Here is a 20,036-nt window from a genome sequence, read left to right on the forward strand (position 1 = left end):
TGTACTGCGGATTATTATTATCGGGCGGAAAAGCGTTTTCAGCCGGAACGGATTTGTTAGAACGTTTAAGTAATGAAAAGATTATCGGCAACGATTCAACCAATCCTTTTACCGCCCCAAGTACCACTCCTAATCCTCCGGACGCGGCACCGCAGACTAAAAAGCCTGTTCGTCCGGCAGCCCGTGCCGTGCCCGGCAAAAACGACAAGGCCGTCGTCGTGGACCAGGCTAAACTTTCTCGCCTCACCGAGGCGCTTCGCCAGGCCAATGCCACCATCACCGGATTAGACAAACAGCTAAGTACGGTAGAACGTGAAAAGGCGCAGCTGGAGCAAGCCGTCGCCCACGAGAAAGAGCGCGTCGCGGAAAAAGAGCAGGTACTCGCCCGGCTTAAATCACAGCCGGATGGTAGTGCGCAAAAACTTGCCGTTGAAAGCCTCATCGCGACGCTGCCGAAATCCACTGGCGTCGATCAACAAAAAAACGCCGAGCTGGCGGAGCAACTGAACAATGCCAACGCACAGCGCGCCGCCCTGACTAAAGCGTTAAACGAGCTGCAGGCACAGAAGAACGCGCTGGATACCCAGCTCGCTACGCTGAAAACGAGCAGCGAAAAGAGCAGCGTCGCAGCGAAAGAACTCGACGTCCTAAAAAACCAGCTGTCGGCGCTGAACCTGCAAAAAGCTAACCTTGAAAGTCGGCTGGCCGAACAGGAAAAATTGTTCAGCAGCGAAAAGACGAAGGCTGAGGTTGCACAGAGCCAGCTTGAGGTCGCCAAAAAAGTAATTGCCTCGCAGGATTCGCTGCTGGCTGAGCAGAAGAACAACGCCGGAAGCGACAAAGAGAAGCTGGTCAAAGAACTTACCGATCTACAGGTGCAGAAAAAGGCGCTGGATGCCCAGCTCGCTACCCTGAAAACGAGCAGCGAGAAGAGTACCGTCGTAGCGAAAGAACTCGACGCCTTAAAAGCCCAGCTGTCGACGCTGAATCTGCAAAAAGCCACTCTGGAAACCCGGCTGGCCGAACAGGAAAAATTGTTCAGCAGCGAAAAGACAAAGTCTGAGATTGCGCAGAACCAGCTTGAGGACGCCAAAAAAGTTATCGCCTCGAAGGAGTCGCTGCTGGCCGTACAGAAGAGCAGTGCCGACAGCGATAAAGAGAAGCTGGTTAAAGAGCTGACCGAGCTTCAGGCGCAGAAAAAGGCTCTGGATAGTCAGCTAACCGCGCTGAAAGCGGCCAATGAGAAAAGCGCCGCGCTGACCAAAGAGCTTACCGACCTGCAGACGCAGAAGAAAGCGCTGGAGGCACAGCTCGCCACCCTCAAAATCAGCAGTGACAAGAGCACCGGCGCCGTGAAGGAAGTCGATGCCTTAAAAGCCCAGCTGTCGGCGTTAAACCTGCAAAAAGCCACTCTGGAAACCCGGCTGGCCGAGCAGGAAAAACAGGTCAACAGCGAAAAGGTGAAGTCTGAGATTGCGCAGAACCAACTCGAGGACGCCAAAAAAGTTATCGCTTCACAGGAATCCCTGCTGGCTGTACAGAAAAATAACGCTGGCAGCGAGAAAGACAAAAACGGTGCGCTGGCCACTCAGCTGGCTACCGCCGGGAAAGCGTCTGAGGAGCTGAAAAAACAGCTGGCCCAGCTTCAATCGCAAAAAGCAGCGCTTGAGGAGCAGCAGAAAACGCAAAGCGCCTCTCTGGCAACGCTGACGGCCGAAAACCAGAAGCTGAAGGCGAGTCAGGCAGCACCTGCAAAAGAGGGTGTAGATAAGCAGCGGATGAAGATCGATAAGGCTGCGGCAAAAGATACGCTGACCAGCTACGCCATTGGCAGCTGGTATGGCGATGCGGCAGGGCGTGAAAAAGCTAAGCTGGACGGGCTGAAGAAAAAGCTCGATCTCAACGCCTTTATGCAGGGCTTTAACGATAAGGTGAACAATAATCTGCAGCTGGCGCCAGCTGTGCTGTCGAAAGAGCTGACCGCGCTGGACCAGGTTCAGAAAAAGCAGTTTGTCGCCACGCAAAGTGAAAACGAAAAGCAGAGCAAAGCGATCATGGCTAAGGCGGCGAATGAGAAGGGGGCCAAGCGACTGCCGGAGGGGGCAATCTACCGGATTATCCAGCAGGGCCAGACCCCGCTTATTACTGGCCAGAATGAGATCATGACCGAGCTTAGCGAGGTGCTGGGCACCGGTAAGGTGATGTCCAGTAAAGAGGTTCGTGCCAGCCGGGTGAAAGATCTCCCGCCAATGTTCCAGACGGTGGTGAAAAAGATGGGTCTGGGCGGGGAGGCAAAACTGCATATTCCGGCGAAGCAGGCTTACGGTGAGGCGGGCGTGCCCGGCTTTGTGCCGCCAGGTACGGTCTCGATCATCACGATTAAAATTATCGGCATTAAATAATCGTAATCGCGACCATAAAAAAACGGATCTGCATGCAGATCCGTTTTTCTTTTCAGGCGTTTAGTGCGCGCCACCGCCTCCACCGCCCGCTCCGAACGGCGGTTTGGCGAACCAGATCAGCCCCAGCAGCACAATGAACACGCCCGCCGACACCCAGAAAATCTCGTTGGCCGAAATAATCAGCCCCTGAGCGGTGATCTGCTGCGCAATCCACCCTGATGCCTGCTGTTCGGACATGCCCATCCCCTGCAGCTGGCTGTACATCTCCTGCGCCTGCGGATTGAACACGTTCACCGATTCCGTCAGCTGCGCATGGTGCAATGACTCCCGGTTGGTCCACATGGTGGTGGTCATCGAGGTTCCGATAGAGCCCGCCAGGGTACGCATAAAGTTCGACAGACTGGAGGCCGCCGCCATCCGTTCCGGCGGCAGGCCGGAAAGGGTGATGGTGGTCAGTGGCATAAAGAAGCACGCCACCGCAAAGCCCTGAATAAACTGCGGCCACGCGGAGGCACCAAAGTCCATGCCCGGTTCAAAGGTATAGGCACGCCAGTAGAAGCACACCGCATACATAATGAAGCTGAAGGTGACCAGCCGACGCATATCGAGCTTATGGGCGAAGCGACCAATGATCGGCGACAGCAGGACCGGGATCACCCCGACCGGTGCCGATGCCAGTCCCGCCCAGGTCGCCGTATAGCCATATACCTCCTGCAACAGCTGCGGCAGCAGAACAATGGCGCCGAAGTAGAGCATGTAGGCAAGGCTGATACACAAGCAGCCTATGGTAAAGTTGCGCGACTTGAATAGCGACAGATCGACTATCGGGTTGTCATCCGTCAGCTCCCAGACAATCAGGAAGCTTAGCGCCACCACCGCCACCACCGTCAGGACGATAATCTCCTGCGAGGCGAACCAGTCCAGCTCTTTCCCGCGGTCGAGCATGATCTGCAGACTGCCGATGCCCAACACCAGCAGCGCCAGCCCCACGCCATCAATGCGTCGTTGCTCGGTGCGGGTTTCGCGACCGCGCAGCGACTGCAGGGTCAGCAACACCACCACCGCGCCAATCGGCACGTTGATAAAGAAGATCCAGCCCCAGTGGTAGTTATCGCTGATATAGCCGCCCAGAATCGGGCCGCAGATCGGGGCGACAATCACCGTCATCGACCAGAGCGCCAGCGCGATGGAGCGTTTGGCCGGTGGATAGTTGTTAAGGAGCAAACTCTGCGACAGCGGGATCAGCGGCCCGGCAACAATCCCCTGGATCACACGGAAGAAGATCAGCATGGTGAGGCTGCTGGACATCCCGCACGCCCAGGAGGCGATCACAAAGGCGATGGTGGACCAGAGGAACAGTTTCACTTCCCCGACGCGCTTTGCCAGCCAGCCGGTGATCGGAATGGAGATAGCGTTCGCCACCCCGAACGAGGTGATGACCCATGTCCCCTGGCTCAGGGATGAGCCAAGGTTCCCGGCGATGGTCGGGATCGCCACGTTGGCGATGGTGGAGTCCAGCACCTGCATGAAGGTCGCCAGCGACAGCGCAATGGTCATGATGACCAGTTGCGCCCCTTCCAACGGTTTTTGCGGTTTTTGCTGCTGCATAACGCTCACCTTTGGATTAACCGGCGTTCGCCTTCACGATCTCATCGATCAGCTTATTCACGGGCTCAAGGCTGATCTCGCGGGCATTACTTTCGTAAGCCGGGTTAGAACGCGCCTGGTTCGCCAGCATCTGACCGTCGCGGTTAGCGGTATCGACCGTCACCAGCGTGGAGAGGCCAATGCGCAGCGGATGGTCCGCCAGCTGTTTCTCGTCCAGCTCGATACGCACCGGCAGACGCTGAACCACTTTGATCCAGTTCCCGGTGGCGTTCTGCGCAGGCAGCAGGGAGAAGGCGCTGCCGGTACCCATATCCAGGCCGACCACTTTACCGGTGTATTTCACCTCGTCGCCGTAGATATCGCTGACCACCGTGGCGCTCTGGCCGATACGCATATGCGCCAGCTGCGTCTCTTTGAAGTTAGCATCCACCCACAGGTTCGTTGCCGGTACGACCGCCATCAGCGGGGTTGAGGTGCTGATCTGCGCGCCAGGCTGCACCGAGCGACGGGAAACGTAGCCGGTCATCGGGCTGACGATTTTGGTTCGCTCCAGCGCCAGCCAGGCGTTACGCACTTCAGTCGCCGCCTGCTTCACTGCCGGTTGTTGATCGAGAGTCGTGTCCAGCACCACCGCCTGGTTGGCGTTGTATTGCTGGATGGCAACATCGAGCTGGGCCTGGGCGCTGGCGACCGCATCGCGGGCGTGTTGCAGCTCTTCACGGCCAATCAGGTTGGCGGTGCCGAGGGGAACGCGGCGATTAAAGTCGCTCTGGGCCTGGGCGAGAGCCGTTTTCTGCACGGTGATGTTGGCCTGCAGCTGCTTGCTGTTGATCATCTGCTGACGGGTCTGACGCACGCTCGAGGCCAGCCCGGTCTGCGCTTTTTCAAACGCCTGCTGCGCGTCGGTTGGATCCAGCGTCACCAGCACGTCACCTTTTTGCACAAAGTCGGTATTGTCAGCCCAGACTTTCGTCACGCTGCCCGACACCTGCGCCATAATCTGAACCTGGTTCCCTGCCACGTACGCGTCATCCGTCTCTTCACTATGACGCAGTACTAAAAACCAATAGATCCCATATGCCACGGCAATGATAATAAAGAGCAAGGTCAGCAGCAGAAGGGCGCGCTTGCGTTTGCCTTTCTTCTTGTTGACCGGTTGCTGCGGGGTTGTGTTCTCCGCATTTGCGCTCATGATTTTCTCCACGATCTTATTATTTCACATCGGCTGAGCCGACCTGTTATCAGAAAGGCCAGCACTATTATGTGCTGGCCTGTCGGTTTTCTTATGAATCTGGATTTTTGGAGCGTGTCGTCGCGTTAGCGCAGCGCCTCAAGAACAGCGCCGTCTTCATCCATCTGGTCCAGACGGGTGAGAAGCTTACGGGTGATATGCTCGAGCTGCTCTTTCTCGGTACCACTTAAAGACGACCAGAGTTGATGCAGGCAGTTGTGCTGAGGTGGAAGCACCTCACGCAGGAATTCGTGACCTTTGTCGGTCAGTTGCAGATGCAGACAACGGCGGTCGTTGTCGCTTTCACGGCGTTCAATCCAGCCGCGTTTTTCCAGCTCATCGGCAATACGGGTTGCATTGGTACGAGACGAACCCAGGGCGCAGCTCAGCTCGGAAGGCTGGATGCTGTGATTCTCCTGAGACTCCAGCGTAATCAACGCCATAAATAACGTCTCGTTAATCCCTTGAGCTTTCAGCATTTTATTGCGATTTTCCAGCAGCTTGCCCTGCATGTGCATGCAGAGACGGGTCAGCAGGATCTCCTGATACGGGAAATCTGCATAGCGACTGGCGCGAAATTTAAGCATTTGTTCAATGGGCGTAAACGAACTATCCATTTGGGCATAACCTCATTAATTACAGCCGATATAGTAACGACGGTGACAAATAATGTAAATGAATTATTTGTGCGGCTAAAATCGATTAGACAAATTTCACCGTCATCAAGAGCCGGGTAGATCCGTGACCCGGTAAGCACAGAAAAGAGGGGATTGCACTGGCAAAACGGGGATGGGACTTCGGGCGTAAGCTATTCATGCGGTATTCAAATATATTACCCACATAAAAATTTCCGGAATAAATGATTCTGCCACCATATCAGACTGAGGGGCTCCTTAACACCCTGAGGAGCCCCAAACTTATGTAAACCTTATTGAATAGCTTCCTGACGATGGTAGCCGCGCCACCACACCAGCAGGTTCAGGATCGCCATCACCGTCCCGGCCACACAGACGCCCGTCCAGCCGCCATGCTGCCACGCGTAGGCGGAGATCAGTGACCCGGCGGCACCGCCGATAAAGTAGCTGGTCATATACCCGGCCGTGAGGCGGTTACGGGCGTCCGGCTTGACGCGGTAGATCACGGTCTGGTTGGTGATATGCACCCCCTGCACGGTGAGGTCCAGCACCAGGATGCCGACAATCAGCGCCAGCACCGAGATGTGCCCGTACCAGATCGCCGCCCAGGAGAGGAGCAGCATCACCAGCCCGACGGTGGTGGTAATATGCGATTTGCCCTTGTCCGCCAGACCGCCCGCAGGACGCGCCCCCAGTGCCCCGGCAGCACCTGCCAGGCCGAACAGGCCGATCATCCCTTCAGAATAGTTGAACGGCGGGGAGGCCAGCAGGAAGGCCATCGACGTCCAGAGGATGCTGAAGTTGGCGAAGGTGAAACAACCCAGCAGCGCCCGGGTACGCAGCAGTTTATCGCGGGTGAACAGGCTAAAAACGGACCCCAGCAGCTGGGGATAGTTAAGATGCGTCTCAGACTTCACCTTCGGCAGGCCGCGCCACAGGGCGAGAGCCATCACCACCATCAGCACTGAGGCCACCCAGTACACGGTGCGCCAGCCGCCGATACCCGCCAGCAGACCCGCCACGGTACGCGCCAGCAAAATCCCCAGCAGCAGGCCGCTCATAATGGTCCCGACCACCTTGCCGCGTTTTTCCGGCGAGGCGAGAGTGGCGGCGAGCGGGACTAAAATTTGCGCCACCACCGAGAACAGCCCGGTCAGGGCGGTTCCGACGATCATCATCGCCAGCGACTGGCTGGAGGCGGTGATCAGCATCCCGCCAGCCGCCAGCAGCGTCATGGAGACAATCATCGCCCGGCGCTCGAACATATCCCCCAGCGGGACGAGGAACAGCAGGCCCACGGCATACCCCAGCTGAGCGGCGGTCACGATAAAACCGGCCGAGCTGGCAGACAGGGAAAAGTTGCGAGCGATGGTTTCCAGCAGCGGCTGAGCGTAATAGTTACTGGCGACTGCCAGACCGGTTGCCACTGACATCAGCAGAATGAGAGCAGGGCTAAGCCCTTGATTATTTTTTGTCATCAGGTTTTTGAAATCATTAGTTGAGTGATTATTTTTTCAGAAAACATAATAACGGATGAAGGAGAAAGGAGGGGAGTTGTTGAGTGATGGATTGTGCGGTCTTGTCCCCTCTCGCTTCACGAGAGGGGAATCAGCAAGGTCTTACTTCTGCGCAGCCAGCGCCTCTTTCACCCAGGCATCAAACTGCTGCTGGTGGGCTTTGATCCAGCCGTCAACGTGACCCTGGACATCGGCTTCAGAGGATTTGCCCGCGTGCATCATCGCGTTCTGGGCGTTGATATCTGCCAGCGGCAGCTTCATTACCGAGAACAGCTTCGCCGCAGCCGGGTTTTTCTCAGCCCAGGCTTTGTTGGCCACGATGTGCATGGTGTTGACCGGGAAACCGTAGTTCATGCCGTTAGGCAGTTTGGTGTCGATATCCTTCTGCTCGCCCGGCAGGGAGGAGAATGGCACCTGCAGCCAGACCACATCTTTACCCGGCTTCAGCACGTCGCTCACCCAGTACGGGGTCCAGGTGTAATAGATGACCGGCTTGCCTTCTTTAAAGCGGGCAATGGTGTCGGCCATCATCGCCGAGTAGTTGCCGTGGCTGACGTCGACGGTTTTCGCCAGGTCAAAGGCTTTGTTCTGGTGATTAATCACCGCTTCGCAGCCCCAGCCCGGGGAGCAGCCCATCATGTCGGCTTTGCCGTCACCGTTGGTATCGAACAGTTTGGCGATCTTCGGATCTTTCAGCTGTTCGATGTTGGTGATGTGGTACTGATCGGCAGTCTTTTTGTCGATCAGGTAGCCCTGTGCGGCGCCGGAGACAAAGGTCCCTTCACGGTAGAACTTCTTATCGCCACCCGCCGCGCTGTACATGTCGTCATGCAGCGGCTGCCAGTTCACGGCCGTAAAGGTGGCATCGCCGGAGGCAATCGAGGTATAGCCCACGTTGTAATCCACTTCGCTGGGCTTGCTGACGGTATAACCCAGCTTCTCCAGCGCCCGGCTCACCAGCCCGGTCTGGAACGACTCTTCGGAGATGGTGCTCTGTACCGGTTGCACGGTAATGCCTTTGCCCGGCAGATCGGCAGCAAATGCGCTGGTGGAGGCAAGGGTGGCAAACGCTGTGGCAAAAATTACGCTATGTCGCATCGTTGTTCCTTATTTTACGAATGGGCGGGTGATTAACCCGACAGGGCCGGTGTTGTACCAGCGACGGTTGCCGCGACTGCGTGAATCACGACCGACAGCCTGGGTCAGGCGGTCAAGAATAATGGCGAGGATCACGATCCCGACGCCGCCCACGGTGGCCAGTCCCATATCGAGACGGCCGATCCCGCGCAGCACCATCTGGCCCAGACCGCCCACGGCGATCATCGAGGCGATCACCACCATCGACAGGGCCAGCATCAGGGTCTGGTTCACACCGGCCATAATGGTCGGCATCGCCAGCGGGAGTTGCACCTTAAACAGCATCTGGCGCGGGCTGGCACCAAACGAGCGCGAGGCTTCGATCAGATCAGCCGGCACCTGGTTAATCCCCAGAATGGTCAGACGCACAATCGGCGGCAGGGCGAAGATAATGGTCACCACCACGCCCGGCACGTTACCGATACCGAACAGCATCACGATTGGTACCAGGTAGACAAACGCCGGGGTGGTCTGCATCGCATCCAACAGCGGGCGGATAATTTTGGCTGCCCGCGGACTGCGCGCCAGCCAGATCCCCATCGGCAGGCCTATCACCACGCAGAACAGCAGGGCGGTCAGCACCAGCGCCAGGGTGATCATCGCCTGCGACCATGCGCCGATCGCGCCGATCAGGATCAGCGAGATCAGCGTCGCCACGCCCATTCCCGCGCTGCCAAACTGCCAGGCAATCAGCGCGAACAGCGCAATCGCCACCGGAGCAGGCATCCCCAGCAGCATCTGCTGGAAGCCATTCAGGATGTAATCCACCGGCACGCGAATGCCCTGGAACACCGGACGGAAGTGGGTGACTACCCAGTCGATCCCTTCGGTAACCCAGCTGTCGAGCGGGATCAGCGTCTTATGGAACGGGTCCATAATATTGAAATGCTCGGGTGCCGGCGCCGGGGCGCTGGTCAGCCAGTCTGCCGCGCCGCCATCGGTTGGCGCAGGAGCTGCGGTGGAAGAGCCCCACGCGTCAGCGGATTGTGCCGCGCTGTCCGCAGCCTCGGTGGTGCCCCACGGGTTTGATTGATCAGCCATTGTTTGCCCCCTCGCGATCTAAAGCCTGCAGCAACATGCGTTTTGAGATGATGCCGACGTACTGTTGTTCCTCTCCGACTACCGGTACCGCGCAGGGTGCCTGGCCGACATGAGAGAGCAACTCGCTGAGCGGCGTTTCCGCGTCCACGGCAAGCGGAGCGTCAATTAACGCCGCATCGATACCCTGATTTTCGCCAAGGGCGGTTTTCAGGGAATCGATGGAGACAACACCCACAAATTTATTACCGCGTTCAACCAGATAGCCGTATTCGCGGTCTTCATCCTGCAGCAGCTTAAGTGCCGATCGCGGGCCGAAACCTGGCGTTTTACGGATAATGCCGTTCGGGGCTCGGCGGGCAATATCTTTGGCGCTGAACACCTGGCTAATATCCACCCCGCGGAAGAAGGTACGCACATAATCATTCGCCGGATTATTGAGAATTTCATCCGGGGTACCCACCTGCACCACTTCGCCGTTTTGCATAATGGCAATCCGGTCGCCAATACGCATGGCTTCATCGAGATCATGGGAAATAAAGACAATGGTACGTTGATGACGCGACTGCAGTTTTACCAGCTCATCCTGCATCTCGGTACGAATTAAGGGATCGAGTGCCGAGAAGGCCTCATCCATTAATAATATATCGGGATTGATCGCTAATGCGCGGGCTAATCCGACGCGCTGACGCATCCCGCCGGAAAGTTCATCCGGGTACGCGTGGGCGTAATTTTCCAGCCCTACCTGACGCAGCGCATCCAGCGCTTTTTCCTGGCGCTCATTGGCCGGTACGCCGGCTAATTCCATACCAAAGGCGGTGTTATCTAATACCGTCATATGCGGCATCAAAGCGAACGACTGAAACACCATCGCGATCTTTTTTCTGCGCACCTCGCGGAGCTCGGCGTCCGATATTTTGGCAATATCAACGCCATCAATCAGCACCTGCCCGCGGGTGGGTTCAATCAGGCGATTGAGAAGGCGAACCATAGTGGATTTACCCGAACCGGATAACCCCATGATGACAAAAATCTCGCCTTCTTCAATGGCCAGACTGGCGTCTTTAACGCCAAGCGACAGCCCGGTTTTTTCCAGAATTACTTCTTTTGAAAGGCCTTTTTCAATATATTTGAATGCGCGCTGCGGGTGCTCGCCAAATACTTTATAAAGATTCTTAACTTCTAATTTAATTGCCATGCAATAAAGAATGTCCCGTTATTTATTTATGTCGATATCATTACCAGTGAATATAATTAACCGGCCATACCCTAACATACTCAGAATCTGAGACAACCCTGGATCGGCTTGTGGCATGATTTTTGCCGCGCGCGAATCGGCGCAATTTCCCATGAGATAAGGGCTGAACGCGGTATGAATTTTTCTTGAGAAATGTCTTATTGTGACGAAATTCGCGGAGGGAAAACAAAAATGCGGGCGAATATGACAGGGAAATAGCAACACGAAATCATGGAAATTATATTCCACTCATGCGGGTGATATTTCCCTGCAGGGCCTTACAAAATAGCGTTCTTATCGATCCCCAGCCGCTTCATGCGCGACAGGAGCGTGGTGCGCTTCAGTCCCAGCCGTTTTGCCGCCCCTTTGGGTCCGGCGATGACACCGTTGGTCTCTTTCAGCACCCGCATAATGTGTTGATATTCCTCCTCGCCTTCGCGGATCGGACTGACTGGCGCCTCCGGCGTCGCGGTGCTGGCGAAGCGAGGATAATCGATATCCGGGAGCGACAGTTGCAGGACATTGCCGCGGGTCAGGAGCACCGCGCGCTCAATCACGTTTTCCAGCTCACGCACGTTGCCCGGCCACTCCATTTTGCTGAGCTGGCGCAGGGTATCCGCCGGGATGCTGTCGATATTGCGTCCCAGCCGGTGGGCGATCTTGAAGGTGAACGACTTCACCAGCAGGGGGATATCTTCCGGGCGTTCCCGCAGCGGCGGGAGGAAGATCGGGAACACGTTGAGTCGGTAGTAAAGGTCGCTGCGGAACTCACGATCGGCGACCATTTGCGTTAAGTCGCGATTAGTTGCGGCAATCAGGCGCACGTCGGTGTGGATAGTGCGATTGCTGCCGAGCCGCTCAAACTCCTGCTCCTGGAGCACACGCAGCAGCTTGGGTTGCAGCTCAATGGGCATATCGCCCACTTCATCGAGGAACAGCGTGCTCTTGTCCGCCAGCTCAAAACGGCCAATATGCTGGGCGCTGGCGCCGGTAAATGCCCCGCGCTCGTGGCCGAACAGGTCGCTCTCCAGCAGCCCGGCAGGCATCGCCGCGCAGTTCATCTTCACCATCCGCCGCTCGCTGCGTCCGCTGAGATTATGAATGGCGCGGGCAATCAGCTCTTTACCGGTCCCGGTCTCCCCCAGGATCAGCACCGTACTGTTGCTGTGGGCCACCATCTCCACCTGCTTCATCACCGTCATCATCGGCGAGCTGCGGCCAATGATTTCACCAAAGTCGGTGGCGACGTTGTTGATCTGCTCGGTCAGGGCGAGGTTCTCGTCGATCAGCCGCTCCTTGAGGTGGCTGATTTCGCGGTAGGAGAGGGCGTTATCCACCGCAATGGCGATGCGTTCGGCAATCTGGTTCAGCAGCTCCAGATTCGAGGCGGTAAACACCTGGGCTTTGCACTGGGCCAGCTTCAGGGTGCCGAGGATCCGCTCGCGGAAGATCAGCGGGAACAGGCACAGGGTCTGATCCTGTTCGCCCCACATATCAAACAGCATCCGTTCGTAAGGGGCGTGCTGGTCACGACTGTGCAGGTTAAGCATCAGCATCTTTTTGTTACGCATTACTTTTTCGGACAGCGTGCCTTTCTCGTCCACCTCGCTCTGATCGTACAGCGGGGCGTTTTTATCCAGGTAATGGGTGGAGTAGACGAGGAGCTTGCCCTTGCGCTCGCTGCGCAACACCATGCTGATGGAATCAATGCCGAAGTTGCGCTGGATCTCCCGGGAGACCTCCGTCACCAGCTCATCGAGGTCGAGTTTCGACAGCACCGCGTTGGTGATGGCGACCAGCAGGCGAAAGTCGTTGCGTTCCCGGCACAGCACATCGTAGCTGTCGCTGTTATTCTGCCGGGCGAGGATCTGCTCAACCGCCAGACCGGCCGCCTGAGTCAGGGTTTGCAGCCGGGAAAAATCGCTGTCGCACCAGGGCAGATCGTCGTCGCGCAGGAACTCGCAGCCGCCGAAGATCCGTCCGTCGGCCGCCAGCGGGGTCAGGCAGTAGTGGGCAAAGGGGGCATAAAGATCCAGCCCGGCCAGCGCCGGCCAGGTCTCTTTAAAGGTGTCCGCCTGACAGTGCAGCACGTCCGGGCGCGACAGCATGCGGCGGAAAGGTCCGTTCGCCAGCAGCGGCTCATCTTCATAGCGGATATCCCGATCCTGCTCGTCAGTACCGTACAGACAGACGCGACGCTGCTCTGACTGCCAGAGCAGAATATGGGCGCGATCGGCCAGGTTCATCTGCCGGGCATGCCAGGTCAACGACCGCGCCAGGGCGCAGAGATCGGGCTGTTGCAGCAGGGTACGGGTAATATCGAACAATCCTTGATCGAGGGGATCGTTCGTGGGTGTATACGACATGCGTTATATCCAGAAAATGAGAAGCTAATAGGTGCTGCCGGGGTCAGCAAATACGCGGTAGCGGTTCGGCATGCGGTAAGTTCAGGGTTCGCTTCACGCCGTAAAGTCCGGTGAGCCGGACACCCTGGCGTTCCACCACCTCGCCGATGATGGCCGCGTCCTGGCCCAGAGGATGCTGGCGTAGTAAGCCTAGCACGCGCTCCGCTTCATGGCGTCCGACCGCAATCACCAGCTTGCCTTCGTTGGCGAAGTTGAGCGGATCCAGGCCCAGCAGTTCGCACGCGCCGCGCACGGCGGGCTTCACCGGCAGGGCGTTCTCCTGTAATTCGATCCCACAGCCGCTGCTGGCGGCAAACTCATGGGCGACAGCATTCACGCCGCCGCGGGTAGCGTCGCGCAGGGCTTTGATGCCCGGCTCCGCCCGCAGGGCCTGAATCAGCGGCGTCAGAACGGCGCAGTCGCTTTGCAGATCGCCGTCCAGGCCTAAGCCTTCACGCAGATTCAGGATTGTCGCGCCGTGATCGCCCAGCGTACCGCTGACCAGCAGCAGATCGCCGACCGCAATCTGGCGCATGCCCCAGTTTACGCCCTCGGGAATCGAACCGATACCGGCGGTGTTAATAAACACCTTATCCGCCGCGCCGCGCGGGACAACTTTGGTATCGCCGGTCACAATGGTGATGCCTGCTTCAGAGGCGGCGGTGGCCATGCTGGTGACGATGCGTTCCAGCGTCGCCATCTCCAGCCCCTCCTCAAGGATAAAGCCGCAGGAGAGCCAGCGTGGGATCGCCCCGCTGACCGCCACGTCGTTGGCGGTGCCGCAGATCGCCAGCTTGCCGATATCGCCCCCAGGGAAGAACAGCGGGTCAATCACGTAGCTGTCGGTGGAAAAGGCCAGCCTGTCGCCCTGAGCGGTGAGCTCATGCAGGGGAATACGGGCCTGATCTTCCTGCTCGTTCAGCAGTGGGTTGGCGAAGGCACGCATAAAAAGCTCGCCGATCAGCTGCTGCATGGCTTGGCCGCCGCTCCCGTGGGCGAGGGTTATCTGTTTCAACTTTCACACTCCTGAGAACGGTACTGATACCAGGCGCTACACGCCCCTTCGGATGACACCATCAGCGCGCCAAAGGCGCTTTGCGGCGTGCATTTATTACCAAACAGCGGGCACTGGGCCGGTTTGCAGCGCCCGGTCAGGACAGCCCCGCAGCGTGCCTCAGGATCGTCGCAGATGTCTTGCGCCCGGGTGCTGAAGTGGCGCTCGGCGTCAAACTGGCGATACGCTTCGGTGAGATGTACGCCAGAGTGTTCGATCACCCCCAGCCCGCGCCATTCGCTGTCGCCTTCAATGCCAAACACCTCGGCAATCGCGGCCTGCGCCACGGTATTACCCGCTTCCGGCACGATGCGGCGATACTGATTTTCGACCTGGCTGACGCCAGCGATTTTCTGCTCCACCAGCATCAATACGCCCTGCAGCAGATCCACCGGTTCAAAACCGGCCACCGCCAGCGGGCGCTGATGTTCAGCGGCGATAAAATCGTAGGCGTGGGTGCCAATCACCATGCTGACGTGCCCCGGGGCCAGAAAAGCGTCGATGCCGTTCTCCGGCTGTTCCAGCAGGCTTTTCAGCACCGGGATCAGGGTGATGTGCTGACAGAAAAAGAAGAAGTTCTGCACCTGAGCGGCCTTCGCCTGACGCAGGGTCAGGGCGGTGGCGGGCATGGTGGTTTCGAACCCCAGGCCGAAGAAGACCACTTTACGATCCGGGTTCTGCCGGGCCAGCTTCAGGGCGTCGGCGGGGGAGTAGATAATCCGCACGTCCGCGCCGCGCATCCGGGCATCCAGCAGGGAGCCGTTTTTACCCGGGACCCGCATCGCGTCGCCAAAGGTACAGAAGATCACTTCCGGGTGGCTGGCGATCTCAATGCAGGTGTCGATCCGCCCCATCGGCAGGACGCATACCGGGCAGCCGGGGCCGTGGATAAACTCAATATTCTCCGGCAGGAGTTGATCGAGCCCGAACTTAAAGATGGCGTGGGTATGTCCGCCGCACACCTCCATAATCCGCAGCGGACGCTGGGGGGTATAAGGCAAGGCTTCGGCGCGGGATTTAAGTGTTTCAATCAGGCGCATCACCTTCTGCGGGTCGCGGTATTCATCAACAAAGCGCATCAGCGGGACTCCTCGCCAAACAGCAGCGGGCCGACGTCCGGCTCGACGTCGAACATATTCTGCAGGGCGGCGAGGGTATCCAGCGCCTCCTCTTCATTAATCACGCTCATGGCGAAGCCGACGTGGACCAACACCCACTGGCCGAGACGGCTGGTACCGTTTTCGTCGTGAGCACCCACCAGGGTCAGATCCACATCGCGCAGCACGCCGCAGACCTCAACTTTGGCCTGCATACCGTCCACGATGGCGCTGATTTTTCCGGGTACGCCTATGCACATCGCTGCGCCTCCAGCCAGTCAAGCCAGGCGTCCATTCCGTCCCCGCGCGTGGCGGAAACCAGCAGGATCGCAATATCCGGATTCACTTCCCGGGCGGCGGCGAGGCACTTCTCCACGTCAAAGTTGAGGTACGGCAGCAGGTCGACCTTATTGAGCAGCATGATGGAGGCCGCGGCGAACATGTGCGGGTACTTCAGCGGCTTGTCCTCGCCCTCGGTGACCGAGAGCACCGCCACCTTGTGACGCTCCCCGAGATCGAAGCTCGCCGGGCAGACCAGATTCCCGACGTTTTCGATAAACATAATCCCGCCGTCGTCCAGGGGCAGGCGCTGCATCGCGTCGTGAATCATCTGGGCGTCCAGGTGGCAGCCTTTGCCGGTATTGACCTGGATCGCCGGGGTGCCGGTGGCGCGGATCCGCTCGGCGTCGTTGACGGTCTGCTGATCGCCTTCGATCACCGCGCAGGGCACGCGCTGCTGTAAGCGCTTTAAGGTCTCGGTCAGCAGGGTGGTTTTACCGGAGCCGGGGCTGGAGACCAGGTTCAGCGCCAGCTGCTGCCGGGCGCGGAACCGCTGGCGGTTCTGCTTAGCGAGCTGATTATTTTTGCTCAGCACGTCGATCTCAATCTCAACCATCTTGCGCTGGCTCAGGCCCGGCGCGTGAGTGCCTGCGGCGCCCTGGCCGTAATCAAGCTGGCCCGGCTGGTGTTCTGAAGGGGCAAACTCCCCGCCGTCAATCCGCGTGACGTTAAACGCCTGACGTGGTGCCGGAGAGAAGGGGGCGCTGCGAAAAGCGGAATGGGCATTCCGCTCATCACCTTCTATATAGAGGTTGCCTTGGGCGCAACCGCAGGTGGTACACATGATTTACTCCTGTTCAATTTCCAGACGCGTGATATGCAGTCCGTCGTCGGCGACGATATTCAGACTTGCGCCGCCACAGTCGGGGCAGCGTCGTACGCGATGGGTAAGCAGCTGGACATAAGCCTGACAGTCCTGACACCAGCATTCCGCCTGCTGCTCTTCGAGATGCAGCCCGCAGCCTTCGGCCAGGGTGCCGCGGCACACCAGCTCAAAGCAAAATTCCAGCGCGCTGCTTTCGACGCAGGAAAAGGCGCCGACGCGCAGCCAGACATCCGTCACCCGCTTCGCGTGGTGCTGATGGGCCTGTTGTTCGATCAATTCCAGCGCCTGCTGGCAGAGGGTGATTTCGTGCATTGTGCTATTCCCGTTGAAGTCGTGGGGGTTAAGCAATATTGATGCCAGCTTTCAGGAAGGAGAGAGGGCGTATGAAGTCGCCGCCCTGACAAAGATGACGAAATGACATGTCATTTTTTGTGATCGGGCAGGCTTTAAAAAATATTTATTAAAAAATTCAGTTAGTTAAAAAATGGCATGGATCGTGCTTAGTGAAGCGAACTCTTTACATATGACGCATCAGGTACTTCACCATGACACTTTCCGAATTGAGCGAAAAAGCCAATTTTATTGCCGGGCACCAGCGCGTGCTCCGCGCCCACTGGAATCACTACGGCAATTCACTGGTTCAGGCCATTACCCTCTCCAGAGCCAGTCTGCATCTGAGCGTGGGTTGCAATAACGACAATGGGCTGGGTTTCTGGCTGTTTGACCACTTCCTGATCCGCGTGACGCCTGAGCAGGCGTTCAACGGGCATATCTTCAATTACACCATCGAAGCGCGGGACGACCAGCAGAGCGTGCTGATTGGTCGCGCCCGGCTGAGCGATGACGGGATGCTGGACGGCACTATTCACATCGACCAGCGCGGGGCGGTGTTCAACCATTTCCTCGACAAAATCAACGGCGTGTATACCGCGCTGTATGAAGCCACCGAACGCGGCGAATCGCTGACCCTGGCGACCCTCGCCCGGCACCACGCTGCGGTCTGAATTCGATGTCGGCAGGTGTCGAAAATGACACTTCCGCCATTTTTCGTCAAAAATGACTATCACCAGAGGACTCCAGGTGAATCGTTTTGTAATTGCTGATCCCACGCTGTGTATCGGGTGCCACACCTGTGAAGCGGCCTGCTCAGAAAACCATCGCCAGCATGGCCTGCAAAGCCAGCCGCGACTGAAAGTGATGCGCAACAACACCGACTCTGCGCCGCAGCTTTGCCATCACTGTGAAGATGCCCCCTGCGCCCAGGTGTGCCCGGTCAATGCCATCACCCGCATCGACGGTGCCATCCAGCTCAATGAAAGCCTGTGCGTCAGCTGCAAGCTGTGCGGTATTGCCTGTCCGTTTGGCGCCGTTGAGTTTGCCGGCAGCCGCCCGCGGGCCATTCCTGCCAACTGTAATACCAGCAAAGCACCGATGGCCCCTCCGGCACCCGCCCGCGTCAGCCCGTTTCTCGACTGGGTGCCCGGCGTGCGCGCCATCGCCGTGAAGTGCGACCTCTGCTACTTCGACCCGGACGGTCCGGCGTGCGTGCGCACCTGCCCGACCAAATCCCTGCGTCTGATTGATAACCAGGACATCGCGCTCGCCAGCAAACGCAAACGCGAACTCACCCTGCATACGGATCTGGGCGATCTGTCGCTGTTCCAGTCGCAACAAGGAGAGCTTTGATGAACGCCTTATCCTTAATTAACCAGGCGCTGGCGTGGTATGTCATCAGCGCGGTGCTGGCCCTCATTTTTTGCGCTAACCGATCAGTCAGCGGCGCCATCGCCGGGATCGGCGGGGCGATTGCCAGCGCCATGGCGGTGGGGGCAGGGGCGATCGCGCTGCTCTCTTCGCAACCTCAGCACGCAGAGATGACCTGGCTGCACCTCGGCATGCAGATGACCGGCATTCGGGCGATATGGCTGATCGCCATCGGCCTGCCGATGTGCCTGATCAGCCTGTATACCATTGCCTGGCAGCGCCACCCGCAGGCGAAAGCCAACGGCCTGCTGACCAACCTGCTGATGGCCGCCGCCGTGGCCGCCATCATGGTCGATAATCTCGGCTGGCTGGTGGTGATGGCCGAAGTGATGGCCCTTTGCGCCGCGTTTCTCACCGGCTGTGCCCAGTCCGGCAAGCTGTGGTTTGTGCTGGGGCGTCTGGGGACCCTCCTGCTGGCCATCGCCTGCTGGCAGGCGTGGAGCTACTACGGCACCCTGAACTTCGGGGCGATGAGTGCTCTGGCTACCGCCCAGGCACCGGGGGCCAGCATCTGGCTGCCGGGGCTGGCGGGCTTTGGCCTGCTGGCCGGGGTGATCCCGCTGCACGGCTGGGCTCCGCAGGCCCATGCTAACGCCAGCGCCCCCGCTGCCGCGCTGTTCTCCACGGTGGTGATGAAGGTCGGTCTGTACGGCATGCTCACCGTGGCGCTGAGCGGGGCGTTACCGCCGCTGTGGCTCGGGGTACTGCTGCTGGTGATGGGGATGCTCACCGCCTTTATCGGCGGGCTGTACGCCCTGATGGAGCACAACATCCAGCGCCTGCTGGCCTACCACACCCTGGAAAACATCGGCATTATCCTGCTCGGCCTCGGGGCGGGCGTCACCGGGATTGCGCTGCACAGCAATCTGCTGATTGCGCTCGGCTTCACCGGCGGCCTCTACCACCTGGTCAGCCACGGCCTGTTTAAAACCACGCTGTTCCTCGGCGCGGGCGCGGTGTGGTATCGCACCGGTCATCGCGACATCGAGAAGCTCGGCGGCATCGGCAAAAAAATGCCGCTGATCTCGCTGGCGATGCTGGTGGGGTTGATGGCGATGGCGGCCCTGCCACCGCTGAACGGCTTTGCCGGCGAGTGGGTGATCTATCAGTCCTTCTTTAACCTCGGCACTCACGACGCCTTTGTTGCCCGTCTGCTGGGGCCGCTGCTGGCGACCGGCCTGGCGATCACTGGCGCGCTGGCGGTGATGTGTATGGCGAAAGTCTATGGTGTCACCTTCCTCGGCGCACCGCGCACCGAAGAGGCGGAAAACGCCTGCTGCGCCCCGTGGCTGATGACCTTCAGCACCGTGCTGGCAGCGCTGTGCTGCGTGGCAGGTGGGGTGGCTGCGCCCTGGTTCCTGCCGATTATCAGCGGTCTGTTCCCGGTGAACGGCGGGGAGATATCTACCGTCTCGCAACCGATGATGACCCTGCTGCTGCTCGCCGGTCTGCTGCTGCCGTTCATCCTTCTGGTGCTGTTCAAGGGCGACCGTCTGCCGAACCGCTCCCGCGGCTTTGCCTGGGTCTGCGGCTACGATCACGAGGCCGCAATGGTCATCACCGCCCACGGCTTTGCGATGCCGGTAAAAGAGTCCTTTGCCCCGGTGCTGAAGCTGCGCAAATGGCTTAACCCGGTGCGCCTGATCCCCGGCTGGCAGCGCGACTGCACCGCCGTGTTGTTCCACCGTATCGCCCTGATTGAGCTGGCGGTGCTGGTGGTTGTCGTTATCTCCCGAGGAGCCTGAG

Annotated in this window: 17 protein-coding genes; 4 read left to right on the plus strand and 13 right to left on the minus strand. The window is 58.6% G+C overall.

All coding sequences use genetic code 11. The annotated features are described in order from the left end of the window. Positions 1-53: 53 nt before the first annotated feature. On the plus strand, positions 54-2,402 hold the full coding sequence (locus LG383_RS01640; RefSeq protein WP_225758183.1) for an FKBP-type peptidyl-prolyl cis-trans isomerase N-terminal domain-containing protein: 2,349 nt from the start codon (positions 54-56) through the stop codon (positions 2,400-2,402). A gap of 60 nt (positions 2,403-2,462) precedes the next feature. On the opposite strand, the gene emrB is transcribed toward LG383_RS01640, so the two are convergent. From emrB to hypA, 13 genes are all read right to left on the minus strand, one after another. Next, the gene (gene emrB, locus LG383_RS01645; RefSeq protein ID WP_225758184.1) at positions 2,463-4,010 is read right to left on the minus strand and encodes a multidrug efflux MFS transporter permease subunit EmrB; all 1,548 of its coding nucleotides are present in this window, start codon (positions 4,008-4,010) and stop codon (positions 2,463-2,465) included. A 16-nt stretch (positions 4,011-4,026) separates the two neighbouring features. Continuing rightward, positions 4,027-5,202, minus strand: coding sequence for a multidrug efflux MFS transporter periplasmic adaptor subunit EmrA (gene emrA, locus LG383_RS01650; protein WP_166183675.1), 1,176 nt, complete (start codon positions 5,200-5,202; stop codon positions 4,027-4,029). Positions 5,203-5,327: 125 nt separating this feature from the next. Continuing rightward, the gene (mprA, locus tag LG383_RS01655) at positions 5,328-5,858 is read right to left on the minus strand and encodes a transcriptional repressor MprA (RefSeq protein ID WP_106994521.1); all 531 of its coding nucleotides are present in this window, start codon (positions 5,856-5,858) and stop codon (positions 5,328-5,330) included. A 311-nt stretch (positions 5,859-6,169) separates the two neighbouring features. Further along, a complete protein-coding gene (locus tag LG383_RS01660; protein ID WP_166183673.1) occupies positions 6,170-7,354 on the minus strand; it encodes an MFS transporter in 1,185 nt (394 codons plus the stop codon). A 141-nt stretch (positions 7,355-7,495) separates the two neighbouring features. Beyond that, positions 7,496-8,491, minus strand: a complete 996-nt coding sequence (proX, locus tag LG383_RS01665; RefSeq protein WP_225758185.1) for a glycine betaine/L-proline ABC transporter substrate-binding protein ProX — start codon at positions 8,489-8,491, stop codon at positions 7,496-7,498. 9 nt (positions 8,492-8,500) lie between these two features. Beyond that, positions 8,501-9,571, minus strand: a complete 1,071-nt coding sequence (gene proW, locus LG383_RS01670; protein ID WP_166183668.1) for a glycine betaine/L-proline ABC transporter permease ProW — start codon at positions 9,569-9,571, stop codon at positions 8,501-8,503. Next, positions 9,564-10,766, minus strand: a complete 1,203-nt coding sequence (gene proV, locus LG383_RS01675; RefSeq protein WP_225758186.1) for a glycine betaine/L-proline ABC transporter ATP-binding protein ProV — start codon at positions 10,764-10,766, stop codon at positions 9,564-9,566. The genes proW and proV overlap by 8 nt, the downstream gene beginning before the upstream one ends. A 317-nt stretch (positions 10,767-11,083) precedes the next feature. Then, positions 11,084-13,171: a formate hydrogenlyase transcriptional activator FlhA gene (gene flhA / locus LG383_RS01680; RefSeq protein ID WP_225758187.1), complete on the minus strand. Its 2,088-nt coding sequence runs from the start codon at positions 13,169-13,171 to the stop codon at positions 11,084-11,086. A 43-nt stretch (positions 13,172-13,214) separates the two neighbouring features. Then, complete coding sequence (gene hypE / locus LG383_RS01685) at positions 13,215-14,225, minus strand: hydrogenase expression/formation protein HypE (protein WP_225758188.1); 1,011 nt, start codon at positions 14,223-14,225, stop codon at positions 13,215-13,217. Beyond that, positions 14,222-15,343, minus strand: a complete 1,122-nt coding sequence (gene hypD / locus LG383_RS01690) for a hydrogenase formation protein HypD (protein WP_225758189.1) — start codon at positions 15,341-15,343, stop codon at positions 14,222-14,224. Before hypD ends, hypE begins: the two co-directional genes overlap by 4 nt. Continuing rightward, positions 15,343-15,621, minus strand: a complete 279-nt coding sequence (locus tag LG383_RS01695; RefSeq protein ID WP_106994529.1) for a HypC/HybG/HupF family hydrogenase formation chaperone — start codon at positions 15,619-15,621, stop codon at positions 15,343-15,345. The genes hypD and LG383_RS01695 overlap by 1 nt, the downstream gene beginning before the upstream one ends. Further along, positions 15,612-16,484 carry a hydrogenase nickel incorporation protein HypB gene (gene hypB / locus LG383_RS01700; RefSeq protein ID WP_225758190.1) on the minus strand — a complete coding sequence of 291 codons (873 nt, stop codon included), beginning with the start codon at positions 16,482-16,484 and terminating at the stop codon, positions 15,612-15,614. The genes LG383_RS01695 and hypB overlap by 10 nt, the downstream gene beginning before the upstream one ends. Positions 16,485-16,487: 3 nt before the next feature. Continuing rightward, on the minus strand, positions 16,488-16,838 hold the full coding sequence (gene hypA, locus LG383_RS01705) for a hydrogenase maturation nickel metallochaperone HypA (RefSeq protein WP_106994531.1): 351 nt from the start codon (positions 16,836-16,838) through the stop codon (positions 16,488-16,490). 233 nt (positions 16,839-17,071) lie between these two features. On the opposite strand from hypA, the gene LG383_RS01710 reads away from it, so the two are divergent. The 3 genes from LG383_RS01710 (at position 17,072) to hycC (ending at position 20,035) form a co-directional block, all read left to right on the plus strand. Beyond that, the gene (locus LG383_RS01710; protein ID WP_106994532.1) at positions 17,072-17,530 is read left to right on the plus strand and encodes a transcriptional regulator; all 459 of its coding nucleotides are present in this window, start codon (positions 17,072-17,074) and stop codon (positions 17,528-17,530) included. Positions 17,531-17,606: 76 nt separating this feature from the next. After that, positions 17,607-18,212: a 4Fe-4S dicluster domain-containing protein gene (locus tag LG383_RS01715; protein WP_166183651.1), complete on the plus strand. Its 606-nt coding sequence runs from the start codon at positions 17,607-17,609 to the stop codon at positions 18,210-18,212. After that, positions 18,212-20,035, plus strand: a complete 1,824-nt coding sequence (hycC, locus tag LG383_RS01720) for a formate hydrogenlyase subunit 3 (RefSeq protein ID WP_225758191.1) — start codon at positions 18,212-18,214, stop codon at positions 20,033-20,035. The genes LG383_RS01715 and hycC overlap by 1 nt, the downstream gene beginning before the upstream one ends. The last annotated feature ends 1 nt before the right edge of the window (position 20,036 follow it).

This window comes from Leclercia sp. Marseille-Q4284, from assembly GCF_916618945.1.
Classification (GTDB): domain Bacteria; phylum Pseudomonadota; class Gammaproteobacteria; order Enterobacterales; family Enterobacteriaceae; genus Enterobacter; species Enterobacter tamurae.